The organism is Clostridium sp. UMB9555A (assembly GCF_030222355.1).
Taxonomy (GTDB): domain Bacteria; phylum Bacillota; class Clostridia; order Clostridiales; family Clostridiaceae; genus Sarcina; species Sarcina perfringens.
In genome coordinates this window covers 1-22,332 of the sequence record NZ_JASORQ010000012.1, presented here as the reverse complement: position 1 = coordinate 22,332, position 22,332 = coordinate 1, and the positions used below count along the sequence as shown (strand labels likewise).

Annotated in this window: 24 protein-coding genes and 1 tRNA gene; 22 read left to right on the top strand and 3 right to left on the bottom strand. The window is 29.7% G+C overall.

Features of this window, described 5'->3' with window-relative positions; all coding sequences use genetic code 11:
• Window positions 1-13: 13 nt before the first annotated feature.
• The 7 genes from QP548_RS15860 to QP548_RS15830 all read left to right on the top strand — a co-directional run bounded on the left by QP548_RS15860 (window position 14) and on the right by QP548_RS15830 (window position 7,295).
• Window positions 14-541, top strand: coding sequence for a hypothetical protein (locus QP548_RS15860; protein ID WP_061429252.1), 528 nt, complete (start codon window positions 14-16; stop codon window positions 539-541).
• Window positions 525-1,538, top strand: coding sequence for a protein arginine kinase (locus QP548_RS15855; RefSeq protein WP_061429251.1), 1,014 nt, complete (start codon window positions 525-527; stop codon window positions 1,536-1,538). The genes QP548_RS15860 and QP548_RS15855 overlap by 17 nt, the downstream gene beginning before the upstream one ends.
• 24 nt (window positions 1,539-1,562) lie before the next feature.
• Window positions 1,563-4,007 (top strand): ATP-dependent Clp protease ATP-binding subunit, encoded by a 2,445-nt coding sequence (locus tag QP548_RS15850; protein WP_061429250.1) that lies wholly within the window; start codon window positions 1,563-1,565, stop codon window positions 4,005-4,007.
• Between the two features lie 82 nt (window positions 4,008-4,089).
• Entirely contained in the window at window positions 4,090-4,437 is a 348-nt protein-coding gene (locus tag QP548_RS15845) for a hypothetical protein (protein WP_061429249.1), read from the top strand.
• Between the two features lie 218 nt (window positions 4,438-4,655).
• Window positions 4,656-5,594, top strand: a complete 939-nt coding sequence (trxB, locus tag QP548_RS15840) for a thioredoxin-disulfide reductase (protein ID WP_003452248.1) — start codon at window positions 4,656-4,658, stop codon at window positions 5,592-5,594.
• A 2-nt stretch (window positions 5,595-5,596) separates the two neighbouring features.
• The gene (locus tag QP548_RS15835; RefSeq protein WP_003452243.1) at window positions 5,597-5,830 is read left to right on the top strand and encodes a glutaredoxin family protein; all 234 of its coding nucleotides are present in this window, start codon (window positions 5,597-5,599) and stop codon (window positions 5,828-5,830) included.
• A gap of 16 nt (window positions 5,831-5,846) precedes the next feature.
• Window positions 5,847-7,295: an NADP-dependent glyceraldehyde-3-phosphate dehydrogenase gene (locus tag QP548_RS15830; RefSeq protein ID WP_061429248.1), complete on the top strand. Its 1,449-nt coding sequence runs from the start codon at window positions 5,847-5,849 to the stop codon at window positions 7,293-7,295.
• A gap of 122 nt (window positions 7,296-7,417) precedes the next feature.
• Here QP548_RS15830 and QP548_RS15825 read toward each other — a convergent pair whose 3' ends face one another.
• Complete coding sequence (locus tag QP548_RS15825) at window positions 7,418-7,645, bottom strand: glutaredoxin family protein (protein ID WP_003452255.1); 228 nt, start codon at window positions 7,643-7,645, stop codon at window positions 7,418-7,420.
• A 93-nt stretch (window positions 7,646-7,738) separates the two neighbouring features.
• Window positions 7,739-7,903 carry a hypothetical protein gene (locus QP548_RS15820; RefSeq protein ID WP_003459343.1) on the bottom strand — a complete coding sequence of 55 codons (165 nt, stop codon included), beginning with the start codon at window positions 7,901-7,903 and terminating at the stop codon, window positions 7,739-7,741.
• A gap of 199 nt (window positions 7,904-8,102) precedes the next feature.
• On the opposite strand from QP548_RS15820, the gene QP548_RS15815 reads away from it, so the two are divergent.
• From QP548_RS15815 to disA, 4 genes are all read left to right on the top strand, one after another.
• The gene (locus tag QP548_RS15815; protein ID WP_061429247.1) at window positions 8,103-8,825 is read left to right on the top strand and encodes a GntR family transcriptional regulator; all 723 of its coding nucleotides are present in this window, start codon (window positions 8,103-8,105) and stop codon (window positions 8,823-8,825) included.
• Window positions 8,822-9,550, top strand: coding sequence for a glucosamine-6-phosphate deaminase (gene nagB, locus QP548_RS15810; RefSeq protein WP_061429246.1), 729 nt, complete (start codon window positions 8,822-8,824; stop codon window positions 9,548-9,550). The genes QP548_RS15815 and nagB overlap by 4 nt, the downstream gene beginning before the upstream one ends.
• Before the next feature lie 251 nt (window positions 9,551-9,801).
• Complete coding sequence (gene radA, locus QP548_RS15805; protein ID WP_003479244.1) at window positions 9,802-11,163, top strand: DNA repair protein RadA; 1,362 nt, start codon at window positions 9,802-9,804, stop codon at window positions 11,161-11,163.
• Between the two features lie 19 nt (window positions 11,164-11,182).
• On the top strand, window positions 11,183-12,247 hold the full coding sequence (disA, locus tag QP548_RS15800; RefSeq protein WP_003452233.1) for a DNA integrity scanning diadenylate cyclase DisA: 1,065 nt from the start codon (window positions 11,183-11,185) through the stop codon (window positions 12,245-12,247).
• A gap of 33 nt (window positions 12,248-12,280) precedes the next feature.
• Here the strand turns inward: disA and QP548_RS15795 are convergent, their stop codons facing one another.
• Window positions 12,281-12,682: a hypothetical protein gene (locus QP548_RS15795; RefSeq protein ID WP_003459340.1), complete on the bottom strand. Its 402-nt coding sequence runs from the start codon at window positions 12,680-12,682 to the stop codon at window positions 12,281-12,283.
• 311 nt (window positions 12,683-12,993) lie between these two features.
• On the opposite strand from QP548_RS15795, the gene QP548_RS15790 reads away from it, so the two are divergent.
• From QP548_RS15790 to QP548_RS15740, 11 genes are all read left to right on the top strand, one after another.
• Complete coding sequence (locus QP548_RS15790; protein WP_061429245.1) at window positions 12,994-14,100, top strand: PIN/TRAM domain-containing protein; 1,107 nt, start codon at window positions 12,994-12,996, stop codon at window positions 14,098-14,100.
• A 13-nt stretch (window positions 14,101-14,113) separates the two neighbouring features.
• On the top strand, window positions 14,114-14,791 hold the full coding sequence (ispD, locus tag QP548_RS15785; RefSeq protein ID WP_061429466.1) for a 2-C-methyl-D-erythritol 4-phosphate cytidylyltransferase: 678 nt from the start codon (window positions 14,114-14,116) through the stop codon (window positions 14,789-14,791).
• A 353-nt stretch (window positions 14,792-15,144) separates the two neighbouring features.
• Complete coding sequence (locus QP548_RS15780) at window positions 15,145-16,857, top strand: proline--tRNA ligase (RefSeq protein WP_061429244.1); 1,713 nt, start codon at window positions 15,145-15,147, stop codon at window positions 16,855-16,857.
• A gap of 108 nt (window positions 16,858-16,965) precedes the next feature.
• Window positions 16,966-18,363: a cysteine--tRNA ligase gene (gene cysS, locus QP548_RS15775; protein WP_061429465.1), complete on the top strand. Its 1,398-nt coding sequence runs from the start codon at window positions 16,966-16,968 to the stop codon at window positions 18,361-18,363.
• Window positions 18,364-18,589: 226 nt separating this feature from the next.
• On the top strand, window positions 18,590-19,000 hold the full coding sequence (locus QP548_RS15770) for a Mini-ribonuclease 3 (protein ID WP_003469621.1): 411 nt from the start codon (window positions 18,590-18,592) through the stop codon (window positions 18,998-19,000).
• Window positions 19,001-19,015: 15 nt separating this feature from the next.
• Window positions 19,016-19,753, top strand: coding sequence for an FAD-dependent thymidylate synthase (gene thyX, locus QP548_RS15765; protein ID WP_061429243.1), 738 nt, complete (start codon window positions 19,016-19,018; stop codon window positions 19,751-19,753).
• A 22-nt stretch (window positions 19,754-19,775) separates the two neighbouring features.
• Window positions 19,776-20,645, top strand: coding sequence for a 23S rRNA (guanosine(2251)-2'-O)-methyltransferase RlmB (gene rlmB / locus QP548_RS15760; protein WP_061429242.1), 870 nt, complete (start codon window positions 19,776-19,778; stop codon window positions 20,643-20,645).
• Window positions 20,646-20,660: 15 nt separating this feature from the next.
• Window positions 20,661-21,170, top strand: a complete 510-nt coding sequence (locus QP548_RS15755) for an NYN domain-containing protein (RefSeq protein ID WP_003459316.1) — start codon at window positions 20,661-20,663, stop codon at window positions 21,168-21,170.
• 81 nt (window positions 21,171-21,251) lie between these two features.
• Window positions 21,252-21,899, top strand: coding sequence for an RNA polymerase sporulation sigma factor SigH (gene sigH / locus QP548_RS15750; RefSeq protein WP_061429241.1), 648 nt, complete (start codon window positions 21,252-21,254; stop codon window positions 21,897-21,899).
• 82 nt (window positions 21,900-21,981) lie between these two features.
• Window positions 21,982-22,057: transfer RNA gene (locus QP548_RS15745), tRNA-Thr, on the top strand.
• Window positions 22,058-22,123: 66 nt separating this feature from the next.
• Window positions 22,124-22,332 (top strand): GTP-binding protein (locus QP548_RS15740; protein WP_271840478.1); only part of this gene is annotated, 209 nt, incomplete at its 3' end.

The following is a 22,332-nucleotide window of genomic DNA, read 5'->3' as shown; positions in this document are numbered from 1 at the left end:
GGAGTTGAAAATTTTGCTTTGTGAGAGTTGTAATAAAAATAATGCAACAATACAATTATTAAAAAGTACTAAGGGGAAAAAAGAAAGCTTAATGCTTTGTGATAAATGTGCAATTGAAATAATGAGCCTTACACTAGAAGATGAGGAGATAAATTTAGAAGATTTTTTATTAGATTTAAACACTTATATAGAGTGCATTGAAGAGAGGGTTAAGGATAAAGCTTTAGTATGTAAAAATTGTGGAACAAGATTTTCTGATTTTGAAGAGGATAATTTCCTAGGATGTGAAAAATGCTATGAGATATTTAAAAATAGAATAATATTTTTATTAAATTTAGAAGAAGCAGAGATAAATCATAGAGGGAAACAACCTAAAACAATAAAAAGGAATTTGAAGAAATTAGAAATCTTAAATTTACAAGAAAAATTTAAAATTAATATACTAAAAGAGGAATATGAAGAAGCTATTATTACTAAGAAGAAAATACATGATTTAAAAGAAAGTATAAGGGAGGATAGTAATAGTGGTTCAATGGATTAGCCCCTTAGATAATAGTATAGTAATTGCGTCAAAAGTTAAAATTTTAAGAAACATAAAAGGAATTAAATTTACTAAGATGTTAAATGAAGAGGAATTTAATGATCTTTCAAGATTAGTTTTAGGACACTTGAAAGAAGTTGATATTTTGGATAAATGTTATGTAGTTAAATTAAAAGACGGTGAAGAAAAAATAATAGATTACTACAAAGAAAATTTTGGCTTAATAAAATACTTTGAAAATAAGGATAATGTTATTTTAGTAATGAATAAAAATGGAGAATTTAATATATTACTGAATGAAGAAGAGCATATTGGGATAGAATGTACAAATAGTGGATTAAGTTTAAGAGAAGTGTATTCTAAGGTAGATAAATTAGATGACTTAATTGAAGAAAAAATAAACTATTCCTTTGATTCTGAATTAGGTTACTTAACATCAAATATAAAAAATTTAGGAATAGCTTTAAGAGCAAAAGTATTTATACATTTACCACTTTTAAGTTCAAAGAATTTAATAAGAATAATAAAAAATGCTCTAAAGGAAGAAGGAATTACTCTAAAGAGTATATACAATTCAGGAAGTAAAGATGTTGGCAATATTTATGAAGTATCTAATATTAAGACTTTAGGAATGTCAGAAAAAGATATTTTAGATTCTCTTATAGCTATTACTAATAAATTAATTTTAAGAGAGAAAAACCAAAGAGATAATCTTTCAGAGGATGAGTATATTGAATTAAAAGATGATATTTTAAGAGCCTTAGGAATTTTGAGAAATACCTATTCAATAGATAGGGATGAAGCTTTAAAATATTTATCTTATGTAAGGTTAGGAGTTGAGTTAGGAATTATAGAAGATCTTACTTTAAAATCAGTAAATTCTGCTATGATTGAAATTCAACCTGATATCATAAATAACTCATCAATTAAAAAGAGAGATATACAAAGTTTGAAAATAGAAAGGGCCAAAATTATTAGAAATGCTTTAAACACATAATTATAGGGTATTGGGAGGTAAAAGATGCGTCTTGATAATTTTAATGAAAATTCCAAAATAGTAATCAATAAGGGAAAAGAAAGTTCTTTAATGCTAAAACACGGCTACATGGGAACAGAGCATTTATTAATAGGATTAATTAATGAAAATGGACAATGTTCTAAAATTTTGGAAGAAAGTAATGTAACTGAAGAAAAGGTACTTAGTTTTATTAAGCTATATGTTGGAATTGGAGAGGTAAATTATAGTTTAGATGAGGTGCCTTTTACACCTAGATGCAAAAAGATTTTAGAGAGAAGTGTTGAAATTGCTAATGAACATGGTCATAGTATTTCAAGACCAGAACACATATTATCAGCCTTAATAAAAGAAAAAGAAGGTGTAGCTAATTTAATTCTAACTAAAATAGTAAAAAATGATATAAAAAATATAAGTGATAAGTTAAATAACATACTAGGTAGAATTCCAAGTAAGGAAAGTAGAAGTGTTAAAGAAAAGGAAAAACCAAAAAGAAAAGATACTCCTACATTAAATCTTTATGGTATAAATTTAATAGAAAAGGCAGATAAAAATAAACTTGATCCTGTAATAGGAAGAAAAGATGAAACTCAAAGACTTTTAGAAATACTTTGTAGAAGAATGAAAAACAATCCTTGTTTAATAGGAGAACCTGGAGTAGGAAAAACTGCTGTTGTGGAGGGCTTAGCTCAAAGAATTCTATTAGGTGAAGTACCAGATATTATTAAGGATAAAAGAATATTTACCTTAGATGTTACTTCTATGCTAGCTGGAGCAAAATATAGGGGAGAATTTGAGGAAAGACTTAAAAAGGTTCTAAATGAGGTGAAAGATTCAGATGATATAATACTCTTTATAGATGAAATGCATAATATTGTTGGTGCTGGTGGAGCAGAAGGTGCTATAGATGCATCAAATATATTAAAACCAGCTTTAGCAAGAGGTGAAATACAATGTATAGGTGCAACAACAACTGATGAATATAGAAAAAATATAGAAAAGGATTCTGCTTTAGAGAGAAGATTCCAACCAGTAGTTGTAAAAGAGCCTAGTAAAGAAGATTCCGTATTAATATTAAAGGGATTAAGAGAAAAGTATGAAGTACATCACAATGTAAAATTAACAGATGAAGCTATAGAGGCAGCTGTTAATTTATCAAGTAGATATATAACAGATAGATTTCTACCTGATAAGGCAATAGATCTAATAGATGAGGCTGCAGCTAAGGTAAGAATAGAAAGTATGATTGTTCCTCCTAGACTTTTTAAGCAGGAAGAATTAATAGCTAACTTGAAAATTGAAAAAGAAGAAGCTATAAAATTACAAGACTTTGAATTAGCTGCAAAGCTAAGAGATGAAGAATTAATTTTACAGGAAGAACTTGAGAGAGATAAGGAACTTTGGAGAGAAGAAAATTATAATAAAATCTATGAAGTTAATAAAGAACATATTGCAAAGGTTGTTTCAAAGTGGACTCAGATACCAGTAGAAAGGCTTACAGAGAAAGAATCAAGTAGGCTTCTTAAGCTAGAAGAAAAGCTTAGTAAAAGAGTTATAGGACAGTTAGAAGCAATAAGAACTATATCAAAGGCTGTAAGAAGATCAAGAGTAGGACTTAAAGATCCTAAGAGGCCTATTGGATCCTTTGCTTTTTTAGGTCCTACTGGGGTAGGGAAAACGGAACTTTGTAAGGCTTTAGCAGAGGCTATGTTTGGTGATGAGAATAAATTTATTAGGCTTGATATGTCTGAATATATGGAAAAGCATGGTGTATCTAGACTGATTGGAGCTCCTCCAGGATATGTAGGATATGAAGAGGGTGGGCAGCTTACAGAAAAGGTAAGAAGAAATCCTTACTCAGTAATACTTTTTGATGAAATAGAGAAAGCACATCCAGATATATTTAATGTTCTTCTTCAAATATTAGAAGATGGTGTTCTTACAGATGGAAAAGGTAAAACAGTAGATTTTAAGAATACAATAATCATAATGACTTCAAATATTGGAGCAGATAAATTAGATAAGAAAAATGCAGTTGGATTTAGTGCTAAAGAGGATAAGGAACGAGATTATGATAAAATGAAAGGAATTATGTTAGAAGAGCTTAAACAGAATTTTAAACCAGAATTTGTAAATAGGTTAGATGACATAGTTGTATTCCATAATCTAGAAAAAGATCATCTTTTAAAAATTGTTGATCTTATGATATGTTCCTTAAAAGAAAGACTAAATGATTTACAACTTTCTTTGGATTTTTCTCAAGAATGCAAAGAATTCTTGGTTAAAAAAGGAACTGAATTAAAATATGGAGCACGTCCACTTAGGAGAGTTATAACTAAATATATTGAAGATAGACTAAGTGAAGAACTTTTAAGTGGAAATATATTAAGAGGATCACAGGTACAGGTTTTCTTAGAAGATGATGTTGTAAAATTCAAAAAAATTATTTGATTATAATGTTAAATAAGGTTATATATGGTAAGATATATATGATCTTATTTTTTTTTATTAAAAGTTGGTTTGGGGGAATTTTATGGAGCTAATATGTGTTTTTATAGGACTATTATGTTTTTCAATAGCTTTTTCTGTTTGGAAAAAACAAAAATTAAAGCTTTTTAAAGTTCAAGATGTTGCAATTCAAAATATGACAGAAAAAGAAAAGAATGAAGCAAGTAAAAGCTTAGCATTACCTATAGCTTTATTAGGTGTCTTGTTAATTTCTGTATTTTTAAATGCTAGTAAGTGGGGTTCATCGACTATAGTAATATTAATTGGAATAATATTATTATTTACTTATGTAGAAAAAAGAACTATTGATGGAATTAATACAGTATTTAAAGATAAAAAAGTAAAAGTTAAAGGATATAAAAAAAGAAAGTAAAAGATATTCTCTATTGTATTCTAAATTTCAGAATATAATAGAGTTTTTTTGTTAGAATAAAAAATAAAACAAAGAAAAAATATAATTAATAATAATTATTATTGAAAAATTGTTTAACAAGGAGTATAATTAATAAAAATAGGTACCCTAAGGGGGTACATCGAATAATATATCATATAATACAAATAATAAATTTAACCTCAGTAAGGAGTGTTAGTATGGATAAAGAAATAAAAGAATTAGATTTAATAATAATTGGAGCAGGTCCAGCAGGATTGACATCTGCAATATATGCTTCAAGAGCAAAATTAAGTACTTTAGTTTTAGAAGATAATTTAGTTGGAGGGCAAGTAAGATCAACTTATACAGTTGAAAACTATCCTGGATTTACAGAGATAACAGGAAATGATCTTGCTGATAGAATCCAAGCGCAAGCAGAGGCTTGTGGAGCTATAATAGATGAATTTGATTTTATAGAAAATGTCTCATTAAAAGATGATGAAAAAATCATAGAGACTGGAGATTATATATATAAGCCAAAGGCTGTAATAATAGCTACAGGTGCTACACCTAAGAAATTACCAATTCCAAGTGAAAGTAAATATCTAGGTAAGGGTGTACATTACTGTGCAGTATGTGATGGAGCAGTTTATCAAGATGAGGTTGTTGCCGTTGTAGGTGGCGGAAATGCTGCTTTAGAAGAAGCTCTATACCTATCTAATATTGTTAAGAAGGTAATTGTTATAAGAAGATATGATTATTTCCGTGCAGAAGCTAAGACTTTAGAGGCTGCAAGTAATAAGGAAAATATTGAAATAATGTATAACTGGGATTTAGTTGATGTTCTAGGTGGAGAGTTTGTTGAAGCTGCAAGAATAAAAAATACTAAAACTGGAGAAGAAAAAGAAATTGCTATAAATGGAGTCTTTGGATATATAGGAACGGAACCTAAGACATCTATGTTTAGAGAATATATAAATGTTAAAGAAAATGGTTATATTGAAGGCGATGAAAACATGAGAACTAATGTTAAGGGTGTTTATGTAGCGGGAGATGTTAGAGAAAAAATGTTTAGACAAATAACTACCGCCGTTTCAGATGGAACTATAGCAGCCTTACATGCAGAAAAATATATTTCAGAAATAAAGGAGAGATAAGTATGGTAAAAGTATATTCAGTTGAATGGTGTGGACCATGTAATAAATTAAAAAAATATTTAGAAAAATTAGGTGTTCAATACGAAACAATAACAGTTGCAGATGGTAAGGAAGATAGAAATGAAGTTTTAGAAGTTTCAGGACAAAGATCAGTACCAGTAGCTGTTATAGGAGAAGAAGTTATAGTTGGTTTTGATAAGCAGAAAATTGATGCTGCAATAGAAAAAATAAGATAGTAGAAGGTGATTCTCAATGAATACTAAAGAAAATATTTTTTATAACTTTATGGGTGGTAATTTCTATGAAAACAAATCAGATAAACTAATAGATATAAAATCACCTTTAGATGGTAGTTTAGTTGGAAGAATACAAAGTCTTTCTAAAGAAGATGTGAATAAAATTATTGATAATGCAGAAAAAGCGCAAAAATCATGGAATGAAGTTCCTTTAAATGAAAGAGCACATGTGCTTTATAAAACTGCAGATTTATTAGAAGAGCATAAAGAGGAATTAGCAAACATAATGATAAGAGAAGTTGCTAAGGACAAAAAGAGTGCTTTATCAGAAGTTAGCAGAACAGCTGACTATATAAGATTTACAGCTGATGCTGCAAAGAGTATGGATGGGGAAAGTATACCATCAGATAACTTCCCAGGATTTAATAGAAGTAAAATATCTGTGGTAACAAGAGAACCTTTAGGGGTTGTATTAGCAATATCACCTTTTAACTATCCAGTAAATTTATCAGCATCAAAAATAGCACCTGCTATAGTAGCTGGAAACAGTGTTGTTCTTAAACCTGCTACTCAAGGAAGTTTATCAGCTTTATTCTTAGCTAAAATGTTCCATGATGCAGGTCTTCCAGGAGGAGTTTTAAATACTATTACTGGAAGAGGAAGTGAAATAGGAGACTATTGTGTAACTCATGATAAAATAGACTTCATAAACTTCACTGGAAGCACAGAGGTAGGAAGAAGAATTTCAGAAATAACAGTTATGAAGCCTCTTCTTATGGAACTAGGTGGTAAGGATGCTGCTATAGTTTTAGAGGATGCAGATTTAGATTTAACTGTTAATAATATAATTGCTGGTGGATATTCTTACTCAGGACAAAGATGTACTGCAGTAAAGAGAATATTAGTAATGAATTCAGTTGCAGATAAATTAGTAGAGAAATTAAAAGAAAAAATAAGCAAATTAAAAATGGGAAATCCATTAGAAGTAGAAGATGTAACAATAGTTCCGCTTATAGATAATAAAGCAGCTGACTTTGTTATGGAACTTATTGATGATGCAAAAGAAAAAGGTGCTACTTTAGTTTGTGGAGGACATAGAGAAGGTAACTTAATAGAAGCTACTTTATTTGATAATGTTACTACAGACATGAGATTAGCATGGGAAGAGCCTTTTGGACCAGTTTTACCTATCATAAGAATAAATGATAAGGATGAAGCTATAAAAATAGCTAATGCATCTAAATATGGATTACAATCATCAGTATTTACTAGAGATATAAATGAAGCATTTTATATTGCTAATAAATTAGAAGTTGGTACTGTTCATGTTAACAATAAGACTGAAAGAGGACCAGACCACTTCCCATTCTTAGGAGTAAAATCTTCTGGTATGGGAACTCAAGGTATAAGATATTCAATAGAAGCAATGTCTAGACCTAAGGCAACAGTAATTACAATAAGATAATAGTTTTATAATTATTATTTATTTCAACCTATACCTAAAAAGCTACAAGTAAATTTCTACTTGTAGCCTTTTTATTGCAAAAAAATAGAGAGATGTAAAAACATCTCTCTATTCCTATGTTCCTATTCATTTAAAGCTTTATCTATAGCATTTTTATCGAAACCAACTATAATAGTTCCATTTATATCTAAAACAGGAACACCCATTTGTTTACTCTTTTTAAGCATATCTTCTCTAGCAACCATATCTGTTTGTACGTTTAAATCTTCAAATTCAACATTTTTTGATTTAAGATATTGTTTTGCTTTAACGCACCATGGACAAGAGTTTGTTGAATAAACCTTTACCATATTATCATCTCCTATGCGAATTAATTTTTAATATATCTTTATTTTAAGTATTAAAAGTGTATAAAATATGTGATTTAAATCAATAAAAAATAATTATTTAATTTGATCATCATTTAAATGGTCATTAAATATTAAATTATGCATTGTATCTTCATTGTTGTTAATAAAAGAAGATAAACTAGTTAGGGCAGTATTAGAAGAATGCAATGGATTTTCATAAACAGTAGAGTTATTACTAAATTTATCATTTAAGTTCAATGGAATCCCTCCTAATTTTTATTTATAGTATTTGATAAAATTTCAATAGATATTCATTAGTATTGATAAAAGTGGAAAATATTTAATGATAAATGATAAAATATAACATAGACTAAATATGAAATTATTACAAAAAGAATGTATAGTGGTCTAGACAAGTTAGAACCAGTTGAGTATAATTTAATTAGGAGGAGAAATCATGATAGATAAAAATAGTCCTATACCTGTGTATTACCAATTAAAAGAGATGATAAAAGAAAAGATAGCAGATGGCACTTGGCAAGTAGGACAGTGTATAGCAAGCGAAAGAGAGTTAACAGAGGCTTATGGAGTAAGTCGAATGACTGTCAGACAGGCTTTAGGAGAACTAGTACAAGAAGGTCTTCTTGTTAGAGAAAAAGGAAAAGGAACCTTCGTATGTGAACCTAAAGTAAAGCAAGAAGATATGATGAGTTTCTCAGAAATTATTAAAAAAGCGGGAAGAAGTTTAATAACTAAAGTTATAGATTTTGAAGTTATTAATACCCCTGAAGAATTAGCAGATACTTTTGATGTGGAAAAAATATATAAAATAAATAGATTAAGATTAGTTGATGGTGAAGCTGTTGCTAATGAGGTTGTTTATATTCCTTGTGAATATTGTGGCTTTGTGACTAGAGATGATCTAGAGGGGTCCTTATTTAAGTTATTAGAAGAAAAGGGACATATTATAGAAAGTACAGAATCATCTTTAGCAGCTGTAATAATGGATGATGAGCTAAAAGTTTTATTTAATGTTGATAAACAAGTACCTCTTTTAAAAAGTCATAATACAGCTTTAAATTCAGAAGGCGAAATAATTTACGTTGAAGATGCAATTTATAGATCAGATAAATATATATTAGAAATTAATATTTCTAAAAGAGAGGGGAAATTGAAATGAGATTAATCGTTACTAAGAATTATGAGGAAATGAGTAAAGTTGCAGCTAAAGAAATGGCTGAAGATATAAAAAGAAATCCTGAAATTGTTTTAGGATTAGCTACTGGTGGAACTCCAGTTGGAATGTATAAAGAGCTTATTAGAATGTACAACGAAGGAGAATTAGATTTCTCAAAAGTTACAAGTATAAATTTAGATGAATATGTTGGGTTAGCAGGGGATCATGATCAAAGTTATAGATACTTTATGAATACAAACTTATTTGACCACATAAACATAGATAAAAATAATACATTCGTACCTAATGGATTAGCAGAAAATGTTGAAGAAGAATGCATGTCATATGATGATAGAATTCAAGACATGGGAGGAATTGACCTTCAATTACTAGGATTAGGTGCAAATGGACACATAGGATTTAATGAGCCAGGAGAAGCTTTAAGTGTAGGAACTCACTTAACTGATCTTAAAGAATCAACTATAGAAGCAAATGCAAGATTCTTTGATTCAATTGATGATGTACCAAGAAAAGCTATAACTATGGGACTTGGTGGAATAATGAAGGCTAAAAAAATAATGGTTATAGCAAGTGGAGAAGGAAAGGCTGAAGTTGTTAAGGCAATGATGAGTGGAAAAATAACAACTGAAATTCCAGCTACTATGTTACAAATGCATAGAGATGTCATATTAATAGTTGATGAAGATGCAGCTAAATTATTAAAATAGTTATTACTATCTTAGATTAATATATAAGAAGACTGTTTGTAGATAAAAAGCATTATTTAAATGCTTAAATTTACAAACAGTTTTTTATTTTTATTCTAATAATTATTATTAAATCTTTTACATGAATCTTTTTAAGAAAATAGTAATAAATAAGTATGTGATTAGTTATAATGATATGATATGATTATTTAAGGATATATTAGGAAATAATTAGATTTGTACGTAAAATGAAGAAATATGGAGTTGGTAAAGTGGCAAAGGTTAGAAGCATATATGTATGTCAAAATTGTGGATATGAAACACCTAAATGGATGGGAAAATGTCCAGAATGTAATAATTGGAATACTTTAGTTGAAGAGATTAGAGATACTAAGAGTAATCAATCTTCTCCTAAGGTTGAAAGACAAATTGGTGAGCTTAAAAAGATAAAAGAAATTAAGTCAGGTGAAAAGGAAAGATATGATACTGGAATTGGTGAATTAAATAGAGTATTAGGTGGAGGACTTGTTAAGGGGTCACTTACACTTATATCTGGTGATCCTGGGATAGGTAAATCTACACTTCTTTTACAGACAGCCAATAATATTTCAAAAAAATATGGGAAAGTTTTATATGTTTCTGGGGAAGAATCAGAAGAACAAATAAAAATAAGAGGAGACAGATTAAAAGTTGATGCAGAAGAACTTTATATAGTTTCCGAAACTAATCTTGATGTAATAGAAGCATATATAGATAAACTTGAACCAGCTTTCATAATAATAGATTCAATACAAACAATTTATAGAGAAACAGTTTCTTCAGCACCAGGAAGTGTTTCACAGGTTAAGGAATGCTCAAATGCTGTAATGAGAATTGCTAAAGGAAAAAATATTCCTTTATTTATAGTTGCTCACGTTACTAAGCAAGGGGATTTAGCAGGACCAAGAGTATTAGAACACATGGTTGATACTGTATTATCCTTTGAAGGGGAAAGAACTGAAGAATTTAGAATATTAAGAACCATGAAAAATAGATTTGGTACTACGGCTGAAATAGGTGTTTTTGAAATGCGTGGAGAGGGATTAATGCAGGTTTATGATCCATCTAGCATGTTTTTAGAGGACACTAGTTTTAATCAAGAAGGGTCAGTGGTAATTGGAGTCATGGAAGGAACTAGACCTATTCTTGTGGAAATACAATCATTAGCATCTGAAACAAAAGCAGTTATGCCTAGAAGAACCTCTGTAGGAGTAGAAAATTCAAGGTTAAGTTTAATATTAGCTGTATTAGAAAAAAAATTAAGAGTTCCTTTTTATAATACTGATGTTTATGTAAATGTAGTAGGAGGACTTGAAATAGAAGGTACTACAGCAGACTTAGGAATTGCTATTTCACTTGTATCCTCTGTTAAAGGTAAAGCAGCTAGCTTAGAAAAATTAGTTGTTGTAGGCGAGGTTGGGTTAACAGGTGAAATAAGACCAATATCAAATTGTGACAGAATATTAAATGAAGCAGAAAAAATGGGATTTTTAAATGCAGTTGTTCCTTATAGAAGTTTAGAAAAATTAAAGGGAAGTAAATTAAACCTTATAGGAGTAAAAACTGTAAGGGAAGCAATAGGAAAGATATTTTAAGATGGATAGGTGTGAGTAAATGAGAACTGTACATGATGATGAGTTAAAAAAAATATTAAAAATAATGAGTCCAGGTACTTCTTTAAGGGAAGGATTAGATAATATACTTAGAGCCAAAACAGGAGGACTTATAGTATTAGGGGATAATGAAGAAATATTAGATTTAGTAGATGGTGGATTTAACATAAATTCTGAATATAGTCCAGCATATATATATGAGCTTGCTAAGATGGATGGAGCATTAGTACTTACTTCAGATAGAAAAAGAATACTCTACGCAAATGCTCAGCTTATGCCAAATCAATCTATAAGTACTTTTGAAACAGGAACAAGACATAGAACTGCTCAAAGGGTTGCAAAGCAAACAAATAAAATAGCAATAGCTATATCACAAAGAAGAAATATAATTACTGTTTATAAAGGTGACATAAAATATGTTTTAAGGGATAGTGCAGTTATATTAAGTAAAGCAAATCAGGCTATACAAACACTTGAGAAGTATGTAGCTGTACTTGAAAGAGTAACTAATAATCTTAACATACTTGAGTTTCAAGACCTAGCAACTCTTTTTGATGTAACTACAGCTATACAGAGAACTGAAATGGTAATGAGAATAGTTGAAGAGATAGAGGGTTACATTATTGAGCTAGGAAATGAGGGAAGACTTATTTCTATGCAATTAAATGAATTAGTAAGAAGTATAGAACAAGATGGAGTCCTTTTAATAAGAGATTATTGCTATGACAAGATGGAATATAATGATGTCTACAAAGAAATTCAAGAGTTATCAGCTGAAGATTTATTAGATTTAGATATAATAGCAAAAGAATTAGGATATGTAGGAAAATCTTTAATTGACACATTAGTGTCACCAAGAGGGTATAGAATATCAAATAAGGTACCAAGAATACCTTCAAATGTAATAGAAAACTTAGTAGGACATTTTGGAAAGCTTAAATATATTCTTGAAGCTGGCAATGAAGAATTAGATCAAGTAGAAGGAATTGGAGAAGCTAGAGCTAGAGCAATAAAAAATGGGTTAAGAAGAATAAGAGAACAAGTTGCTTTAAATAAAAATTTATAAAAAGAAGTGCCATATAAATATGGCACTTAATATTTATCTAAAAGTAAATTTACCTAAAGTATCCATTTTGTTATATTCTTTTAATAAGATATCAAATAGGTTTAGATCCAGTGCATTACATAGTGAAGTTAAATAGAAAAGATTGTTTCCAAGTTCACGTTCTATAACTTCTCTGCAATTTTCGCATAAGTCACCTTTTATATGAGAACTTAAGCGTGGGTTAAGTTCTTCTAAGGATAGGTCAGTATCCTCTAGCATATTCTGTTTTTTAGCACAAATCTCTATGCAACCGCAATTTGTAACGGCTTTGCATATAGCTCTGCTAGCTCTTGCTTGAGATTCTTGATATTTACTCAATATATCTAATATGCTTTTGTGTCTAAGTAAAGAATTATTAACGCTATTTTGAAAATCGTCAAAAATTACGTCCTTCATAGTGTTTCACTCCTTATATACTAATCTTTGACCCTATAGTAATTATAGAATTTTTTGGTTATATTTGTCAAATGATTTAGGTTGCAAAACTAAATATATGTTAAAAACTAATTAGCTTGTTAACTTGACTTTAATATAAATCAAATTTAAAAAGATTTATAGGGGGTAATTTATTAATTATAATAATTAAACAATATTTGTAAGTATTAAAGTGCTTCAATATGGTATAATTAAGAAAATATATTATAAATATTTTACAACTATGAATGATAAAAACTAAACATGTCAATAATTATATAGGAGGTGAGTTTGTGATAAAGAAAATTTTCAGAGTAATTTTCACTATTTTAGGGTTGTTGATTGGATTTGTTTTAGCAGACGGAATAAGAAAAAGTGCTATAGGCAATGAATATCTAACAAACATTTTTTTTAAGGTATCATTTTATGTAATTTTAATTGCTGTTTTTGGAATCATTTTATTTATTCTTTCTCCTTTTATTTATAAAGCTATAAGAAAACTTATAACATTTATAGAAAAAGGAATATCTAAATTATCTCCAAGCGAAATAATATTTGGAGCTGGGGGAGCCATAGTAGCTTTATTATTAGCTTTAGTAATAACGTTGCCATTAAGTAGCTTTTTAAGTGGATTAAATGACATGCTAGGACCTATTGTGTCAGTTATCATAAACATAATAGCTATGGTTATAGGAGCTGATATAGCTGTTAAGAAAAGAGAAGATATTACAGGATACTTTGAGAATTTTAGAAAAAATCAATCTAAAGAAAAGAAAACAAAGAATTCTTCTAACAAGAAGAATGAGGCTACTCCAAAGGTTTTAGATACATCTGTAATAATTGATGGTAGAATCTTTGATTTATGTCAAACTGGTTTCATAGAGGGGGCTTTAGTAATTCCAACTTTTGTTCTTGATGAATTAAGACACATCTCAGATTGTTCAGATTCTTTAAAAAGAACAAGAGGAAGAAGAGGATTAGATATATTAAATAAAATCCAAAAAGAGCTTCCGATAGAAGTAATCATGTGGGAAGGTGATTTCCCAGAAATAGCAGAGGTTGATATTAAACTTCTAAAATTAGCACAAAAATTGAATGGTAAGGTTGTAACAAATGATTATAACTTAAATAAAGTGGCTGAATTTCAGGGTGTTCCAGTATTAAATATAAACGAATTAGCAAATGCAATTAAGCCAGTAGTATTACCAGGAGAAGAGATGACTCTTACTGTTGTAAAGGATGGAAAAGAATCTGGACAAGGGGTTGCTTATCTTGATGACGGTACTATGATTGTTGTAGAAGGTGGTAGAAAGTACATGGGAAAAGAAATAACAGTAGTTGTAACTTCAGTACTTCAAACTGCAGCAGGAAGAATGATATTTGCTAAATATAAATCTTAAGAGGAATTTAATTATGGGAAAAGTAGTTAGCGTAATATTAGCAGGTGGAAAAGGAAAAAGAATGGGTGCTGAAGTTAGTAAGCAATTCATTGAAATAAATGGAAAACCTATAATATATTATACTTTAAAAGCTTTTGAGGCGTGTAAAGGAATTGATGAAATAATTCTTGTCCTACCTAAGGATGAAATAGATTATTTTAAAAGAGAAATAGAACCTAGATTTGATTTTAAAATATCTAAAATTATTGAAGGTGGAAAGGAAAGACAGGATTCAGTTTACAATGCATTAAATTCTATAAAAGATTGTGATATTGTTTTAATACATGATGGAGCAAGAGCCTTTGTAAGCAATAAAATAATAAAAGACGGAATAAGATATTCTAGGGAGTTTGGAGCAGCAGCTCCAGGTGTTATGCCAAAGGACACTATAAAAGTTAAAAACTTAGAAGGATTCTCTGTAGATACACCAAATAGATCGTCTTTAGTAGCTGTTCAAACTCCACAATGCTTTAAATATAATTTAATAAAAAAAGGTCATGACAAAGTTAAAAATGAAAAGATTCAAGTTACGGATGATACTATGATAGTAGAACTTTTAGGAGAAAAAGTTTATCTTTTTGAAGGTGACTATAAAAACATAAAGGTTACAACACCAGAAGACTTAATATTAGCAGAACATTTTGTTAAGTAAGGATCACAAGATAGAGACAGTATATTGACATGTTATTTTTATAAGGATATAATTTTATAAGATTTAAGAAAATTTAATAGTTGTAAAGACTGTGAAAAAGATTAGTAGAAACGCTTATACAGAGAGAAAATACTAGGCTGAGAGATTTTCAACATGTTTTGAACCTACTTTGGAGTCGTAGCAAAAAACTAACCGGGTTTAATACCGTTAACAATGAATAGAGTACAAATTTAGGTGGTACCGCGAAATACAAGCTCGCCCTAAAGTTTTTTAGGGTAGAGCTTTTTTTATTTTTTAAATGAAATTAATTAAAATATTAAGATTATAAATAGCTTATGAGGAGGTAATATATTATGAAAATGTCAAATATGTTAGTAGGAACTTTAAGAGAAGTTCCAGCTGAAGCAGAAATAGAAAGTCACAAGCTTATGCTTAGAGCAGGGCTTATGAGAAAGATGGCTGCAGGTATTTATAACTATATGCCTTTAGGATTAAAGGTTATAGAAAATGTTAAAAATATAGTAAGAGAAGAAATGAATAATGCAGGTGCTCAAGAATTTTTAGCATCAGCTTTAATACCAGCTGAGTTATGGCAAGAATCAGGAAGATGGGATGCTTATGGAGCAGAAATGTTTAGATTAAAAGATAGACATAACAGAGATTTTTGCTTAGGACCAACTCACGAAGAGGTATTTACTGATATAGTTAGAAATGAAATAAAGTCATATAAGCAATTACCATTAAATCTTTATCAAATACAAACTAAGTATAGAGATGAAAGAAGACCAAGATTTGGAGTTATGAGATCAAGAGAATTCATAATGAAAGATGGATATAGCTTTGACAAAGATCAAGAAGGATTAGATTTAGCATATGAAAAAATGAGAAAAGCATATGTTAATATATTCAATAGATGTGGATTAGATGCTAAGGCAGTTGCAGCTGATTCAGGAGCTATAGGTGGATCAGGTTCAGCTGAGTTTATGGTTAAATCAGAAGTTGGAGAAGACGATGTAGTATTCTGTACAGCTTGTGATTATGCAGCTAACATAGAAAAAGCTCCATCAACACCAGAACATGCAGAAAAAGAAGAGTTAATGGAAGTAGAAAAGGTTGAAACTCCAGCTGTTAAATCAATTGAAGATTTAGCAAAATTCTTTGAATGCTCACCAAAGAAAATAGCAAAAACTTTAATATTCCAAGCTGATGACAAAGTTGTTGCTGTTGTATTAAGAGGAGATAGAGAAGCTAACGAAGTTAAGATAGCTAATGCTATTGGAGAAGTTATAGAATTAGAAATGGCAAGCGAAGAGACTGTTAAAGAAGCTACTGGAGCAGCTGTTGGATTTGCAGGTCCTATGGGAATAAAAGTAGATATGTTATTAGTTGACCAAGAAGTAGCTAATATGTATAACTTCATAATTGGTGCTAATGAAACTGATATGCACTTAAAAAATGTAAACTATGGAAGAGACTTTGAAGGAATAGTTGGTGACTTTAGAAATGTTACTATAGGAGAAAAATGTCCTGAGTGTGGAAAAGAAATAACTATTTCAAGAGGTACTGAGGTTGGACATATATTCAAACTTGGAACTAAGTATTCAGAGTCTATGGGTGCAACATTTATTGATGAAGATGGAAAAGCTAAACCATTTATAATGGGATGCTATGGAATAGGGGTTACAAGAACTGTAGCTTCAATAATAGAGCAACACAATGACGAAAACGGAATAATATGGCCATTAGAAGTAGCTCCATACCATGTATCAGTTATACCAGCTAATGTTAAAAATGAAGAACAAGCAACTAAAGCTGAAGAAATATACAATGAATTAAGAAAAATGGGAGTTGAAGCTCTACTTGATGATAGAAAAGAAAGAGCAGGAGTTAAATTCAAAGATTCTGAATTAATGGGAATTCCAATGAGAATAACTGTTGGAAAGATGATTGGTGAAGGTCAAGTTGAATTTAAACTTAGAAATGGTGGAGAAGTTGAGACTTTATCTATAGAAGAAGTTTATAATAGAGTAAGAGAAGAATTTGAAAGAGCAAATTTATCTTTATAATTTATAAGATTAACGGAATTGTATATAATTAGAATATAATAATAGAGCTCACCTTATTTAATATAGGGTGAGTTACTAATTAATATAAGGTAGGAGGGTCAAGTAGTGATTAAGGTTTATAATACTTTAAACAAGAAAAAAGAAGAATTCATTCCTTTAACTCCAGGAGAAGTTAAAATGTATGTTTGTGGTCCTACTGTGTACAACTTTTTTCACATAGGAAATGGTAGAACATTTATAGTTTTTGATACTATAAGAAGATATTTTGAATACAGGGGATTCAAAGTTGATTTTGTTCAAAACTTTACAGATATAGATGACAAGATGATAAAAAAGGCTAATGAAGAAGGCACTACTGTAAAGAAGATTGGAGATACTTATATAAAAGAGTATTACCAAGATGCAGATGCATTAAATATAGAAAGAGCTACAGTTAATCCAAGAGCTACAGAATTTATTGGAGAAATAATAAAATTTGTTAAGGGATTAGTTGATAAAGGATATGCTTATGAAGTTGATGGAGATGTTTATTTCTCAACTAAGAAGTTTGAGGGATATGGAAAATTATCAGGACAGAATATAGAAGATCTTCAATCAGGTGCTAGAATAAGTGTTGATGAAAGAAAAAAAGATCCAATGGATTTTGCTATATGGAAAGCACAAAAACCAGGTGAACCAGCTTGGAAGAGTCCGTGGGGAATGGGAAGACCAGGATGGCATATAGAATGCTCATGCATGGCTAAAAAATTATTAGGTGAAACTATAGACATTCATGCTGGTGGATCAGACTTAAAATTCCCTCACCATGAAAATGAAATAGCGCAAAGTGAAGCTTTAACAGGTGAACCTTTTGCAAGATATTGGTTACATTCAGCCTTTGTTAATGTAAATAATGAAAAAATGTCAAAATCATTAAATAATTTCTTTACTGCAAGAGAAATATTAGAAAGATATGATGCTGATGTTATAAGATTTTTAATGTTATCAGCTCACTATAGACAACAACTTAACTTTAGTGAAGACTTATTAGAGTCAGCTAAAGCTTCAGTTGAAAGAATATACAATGCTATAGGAAACTTAGAAAACTTAATAGATGAAGTTTCTAGAGAAGAAATGAATGAGGAAGAAAAAGCTTACTTAGAGTCATTAAACAAATATAAAGAAAAATATATTGAAAAAATGGATGACGATTTTAATACAGCAGATGCTATAACGGCTATATTTGATTTAATAAAAGATACTAATACAAATATAACAATTGACTCATCAAAGGAATTAGCTAAAAAAGCTTTAGAGTTAATAAGAGAATTAGGAGCGCCATTAGGAATGTTCCAAAAATCAACCAAAGGAAATCTAGAAGAAGAGATTGAAGCTTTAATAGCTGAAAGACAACAAGCTAGAAAAGATAGAGATTTTGCTTTAGCTGATAAAATAAGAGATGAATTAAAAGATAGAGGAATTGTCTTAGAAGATACACTTCAAGGTGTTAGATGGAAGATGATATAATTTAGATAATAAACTTGCAAAGGAGCTTTCTTTTGCAAGTTATTATTTTAAAGAATTTTATTTTATAACTATTAAAATAAAAGTAAATTCAATAATTCAAAAAAATCTAAATTTAATCCTATTAAAATCTTTGATTGAATTAGATTTGAATTTGTAGTTTAATAGTTTTAAATAAATAAATTCTATATGATTTTTAAATTAAGCTCAAACAAAAGGAGATAAGATATTGAAGAATTTATTATACAGAGAGTTTTCAGAAAGTGAAGCTAGAATGTTAAACCCACTTCAATTAGCCTTAATAGGAGATGGAGTTTACGAAGTTTTTATAAGAAACTATATATTAAGTGAAAATGCAGGTTTATCAGCTCATAAAATACATGTTAAAGCAATACAATATGTAAAAGCTAAGGCACAAAGTGACATAATAAATGCTTTAGAAGGTGAGCTAAAGGAAGATGAACTTTATATTTATAAGAGAGGTAGAAATGCTAAGTCAGCAACAGTGCCTAAAAATGCAAATGTTAGAGATTATAGAAATGCAACAGGATTTGAGGCTTTAGTAGGTTATTTATATCTTACTGGAAAAGAAGAAAGATTAAATGAGTTCTTATTGAAATGTATAGAAGTTCACGTTTAGGAAGGAGAAATATTAATGTTAAAAGTTAAATTATTACAATATACACCAGAACCAGAAAAGACCATAGCAGCAGCGGCTAAATTATGCTATAGTCCTGTAGGTGTTGATGATATATTAGAAAATTTAACTGATGAAGGCGCGGAAAAGTTTTTAAATATGCTTATGTCATATGGTCATATGTCACCAATAGAGCATGTTTCATTTACTTTTGCAGTAGAAGGAGTTTCAAGAAGCTTAACTCATCAGTTAGTTAGACATAGAATAGCATCTTACTCACAGCAATCTCAAAGATATGTTAAGTTAGATCAATTTGAATACATAGTACCACCAGCTATAGAAAATGATGAAGTTGCTAAAAAGATATTTATTGACCAAATGCAAGGTGCACAAAAAGCATATGATGAAATAGTTGAAAGATTAAAAGATAAATATATTAGTGAAGGAATTGGTGAAAAACCAGCTGAGAAAAAAGCCATAGAGGATGCAAGATATGTTTTCCCTAATGCTTGTGAAACAAAAATTGTATTTACTATGAATGCTAGAAGTTTAATGAACTTCTTCCATCATAGATGTTGTGATAGAGCTCAATGGGAAATAAGAACTATGGCAGAACAAATGGTTAATGAAGTTAAAAAGGTTGCCCCAATATTATTTAAGAATGCAGGTCCAAGTTGTGTAGCAGGTCCATGTCCTGAAGGAAAAATGTGTTGTGGAAAGCTTAAAGAGATGAGAACATTATATCTTGGAAAATAGGAATTTTTAAGGAGAGAACAAAATGACAAAGTCAGAAAATAAATATAAACAATTAACTCGTAAGCAAAAGTATGCTTTAGAAAGAGAACAAAGAGCAAGAGAAGAAAAATACGCTAGAAATAATAGAACTTTCGCTGAAGAAGAAGTTAAAGTAAGAGAAGATTTAGTAGAAGGAAGAAATGCTGTTATAGAATTATTAAAGTCAGATAAGACTATAGAGCAAATCTTTATAGCTAATGGAAAAATGGAAGGTTCAATAAACAAAATTTTAGGATTAGCTAAAGAAAAGAAAATAGTTGTAAAAGAAGTTGATAGAAAGAAACTTGACTTAATGAGCGAAACTAAAGCTCACCAAGGAGTAATAGCACAAATAACTCCTTTTAAATATAGTACTGTTGAAGATATATTAGATTTAGCTAAAAGTAAAAATGAAGATCCATTTATAATTATTTTAGATGAATTAGAAGATCCTCATAACTTAGGATCAATAGTAAGAACAGCAGAATTATGTGGCGCACATGGTATCATAATTCCAAAGAGAAGAAATGTTGGGGTAACTGGAACTGTTTATAAAGCTTCTGTAGGAGCTATTGAACATATGAAAATTGCAAAAGTTACTAATATAAATAATGCTATTGAAGAGTTAAAGGCTAACAATGTATGGATATATGGAGCTGATATAGCTGGAGAAGAATATAGCTATGAAACAAACTTCAAAGGTGCTTGTGGAATAATAATCGGTAGTGAAGGTAGAGGAATGTCAAACTTAACTAAGAAGAAGTGTGACAAGTTAGTTAAGATTCCAATGGTTGGAAAAATAAATTCTTTAAATGCCTCAGTTGCAGGTGGTATAATGATGTATGAGGTATTAAAATCAAGAATAATAAAGTAGAAAAAGAGTGATAAGATGAGAGTTATATTTATAGATGGTTATAATGTTATAAATAGTTGGCCTAATCTAAAAAAGTCAAAAAATTATAGCTATGATATAGCAAGAACAGAGCTTACAGAAATGCTTGAAAATTATGCTGCTTTTAACTCTTGTAAAATTTATTTAGTTTTTGATGCTCATAAGGTTGCTGGAAATATTGAAAGCAAAGAGTTATCTGGAAATATAATTACTGTCTTTACAAAAGAAGGCGAAATTGCTGATGCATATATTGAAAGAATGGTAGATGAACTAGGAAGAAAAGTAGAAATTGTTGTTGTAACCTCAGATAGGTTAGAACAACAAACTATTTTCCAAAGAGGGGCCGTGAGAATGTCATCTATTGAATTCTACAATGAAGTGTTAAAAGTTCAGGATAACATTAGAAAAAAGGCAGAAAAAAATAAATTAGAATTAGGTAAAAATTTTTTAGGCGATACTTTAGAAGAAAGTGTATTAGAAAAATTAGAAAAAATGAGAAGAGGGTAATATTGACGAAGTCATATATAAACCTTATAATTTATTTGTAATTTATTGGATATTAGATTTTTATCTGGGGGTGTAGAGAATATGGGGATTACTTATGATTTGGCTAAAATCAATAATTATGAAGAATTTAAAGATTTAACAGATAAAGAAATAGTTATGTTAGCTAAAAATGGTGATAATATGGCTCAAGAATATGTAATAAGTAAGTATGAGCAGTTTGTAAAAGCTAAATCTAAATCATATTTTCTTATAGGAGCAGATAAAGAAGATATATATCAAGAGGGGATGATTGGATTATATAAAGCAATAAGAGATTTTAATCCAGATAAGTTTGCGTCATTTAAAAGTTTTGCAGAGCTTTGTGTTACAAGGCAGATAATAACTGCTATAAAAACTGCAACAAGGCAAAAACATACCCCATTAAACACTTATATTTCTTTAAGCAAACCTATTTACGAGGAAGAATCTGATAGAACGCTTTTGGATACTGTAGTAGGAATAACAATTACAGATCCCGAATCATTGGTCATAGGTAAAGAAGAGGTTGAAAAAATAGAAAGTGCAATTAATAGTGTGCTTTCTGAACTAGAATTAGAGGTATTAAATTCTTATTTAGATGGTAAATCATATCAAGAAATTGCCTGTGATTTAGATAGAGAAGCTAAATCTATAGATAATGCATTACAACGTGTAAAAAGAAAGCTTGAAAAATGTTTAAACATTAAATAATGCAATTTTTTAAAAGTATTGACAAAGAATTTTATTAGTAGTAAAATTTTTATGGCATAGGTAAATTAAATGAATGTAAGGTGCTCACGTAGCTCAGTCGGCAGAGCGTCGCCTTGGTAAGGCGGAGGTCGTCGGTTCAATCCCGATCGTGAGCTCCAATCCAAAATAAGGAAAATACAACACGCTAGGTAGAGTTTATTTGAATTTTAAAGGAGGAATTTGCAATGTCAAAAGCAAAATTTGAAAGAAGCAAACCACACGTTAACATTGGAACAATCGGTCACGTAGACCACGGTAAAACAACTTTAACAGCAGCTATAACAACAGTTTTAGCACAAGCTGGTGGAGCAGAAGCGTTCAAATACGATGAAATAGATAAAGCTCCAGAAGAAAAAGAAAGAGGAATCACAATCAACACAGCACACGTTGAGTA

Bases quoted from the DNA above. Each gene is read 5' to 3' on its own strand.
- nagB (WP_061429246.1), top strand. From the start codon at position 8,822: ATGAGATTAATCGTTACTAAGAATTATGAGGAAATGAGTAAAGTTGCA.
- QP548_RS15780 (WP_061429244.1), top strand. From the start codon at position 15,145: ATGAAAATGTCAAATATGTTAGTAGGAACTTTAAGAGAAGTTCCAGCT.
- QP548_RS15755 (WP_003459316.1), top strand. From the start codon at position 20,661: ATGAGAGTTATATTTATAGATGGTTATAATGTTATAAATAGTTGGCCT.
- QP548_RS15825 (WP_003452255.1), bottom strand. From the start codon at position 7,645: ATGGTAAAGGTTTATTCAACAAACTCTTGTCCATGGTGCGTTAAAGCA.
- thyX (WP_061429243.1), top strand. From the start codon at position 19,016: ATGTTAAAAGTTAAATTATTACAATATACACCAGAACCAGAAAAGACC.
- sigH (WP_061429241.1), top strand. From the start codon at position 21,252: ATGGGGATTACTTATGATTTGGCTAAAATCAATAATTATGAAGAATTT.
- QP548_RS15815 (WP_061429247.1), top strand. From the start codon at position 8,103: ATGATAGATAAAAATAGTCCTATACCTGTGTATTACCAATTAAAAGAG.
- rlmB (WP_061429242.1), top strand. From the start codon at position 19,776: ATGACAAAGTCAGAAAATAAATATAAACAATTAACTCGTAAGCAAAAG.
- ispD (WP_061429466.1), top strand. From the start codon at position 14,114: ATGGGAAAAGTAGTTAGCGTAATATTAGCAGGTGGAAAAGGAAAAAGA.
- trxB (WP_003452248.1), top strand. From the start codon at position 4,656: ATGGATAAAGAAATAAAAGAATTAGATTTAATAATAATTGGAGCAGGT.
- QP548_RS15850 (WP_061429250.1), top strand. From the start codon at position 1,563: ATGCGTCTTGATAATTTTAATGAAAATTCCAAAATAGTAATCAATAAG.
- QP548_RS15830 (WP_061429248.1), top strand. From the start codon at position 5,847: ATGAATACTAAAGAAAATATTTTTTATAACTTTATGGGTGGTAATTTC.
- QP548_RS15795 (WP_003459340.1), bottom strand. From the start codon at position 12,682: ATGAAGGACGTAATTTTTGACGATTTTCAAAATAGCGTTAATAATTCT.
- disA (WP_003452233.1), top strand. From the start codon at position 11,183: ATGAGAACTGTACATGATGATGAGTTAAAAAAAATATTAAAAATAATG.
- QP548_RS15835 (WP_003452243.1), top strand. From the start codon at position 5,597: ATGGTAAAAGTATATTCAGTTGAATGGTGTGGACCATGTAATAAATTA.
- QP548_RS15845 (WP_061429249.1), top strand. From the start codon at position 4,090: ATGGAGCTAATATGTGTTTTTATAGGACTATTATGTTTTTCAATAGCT.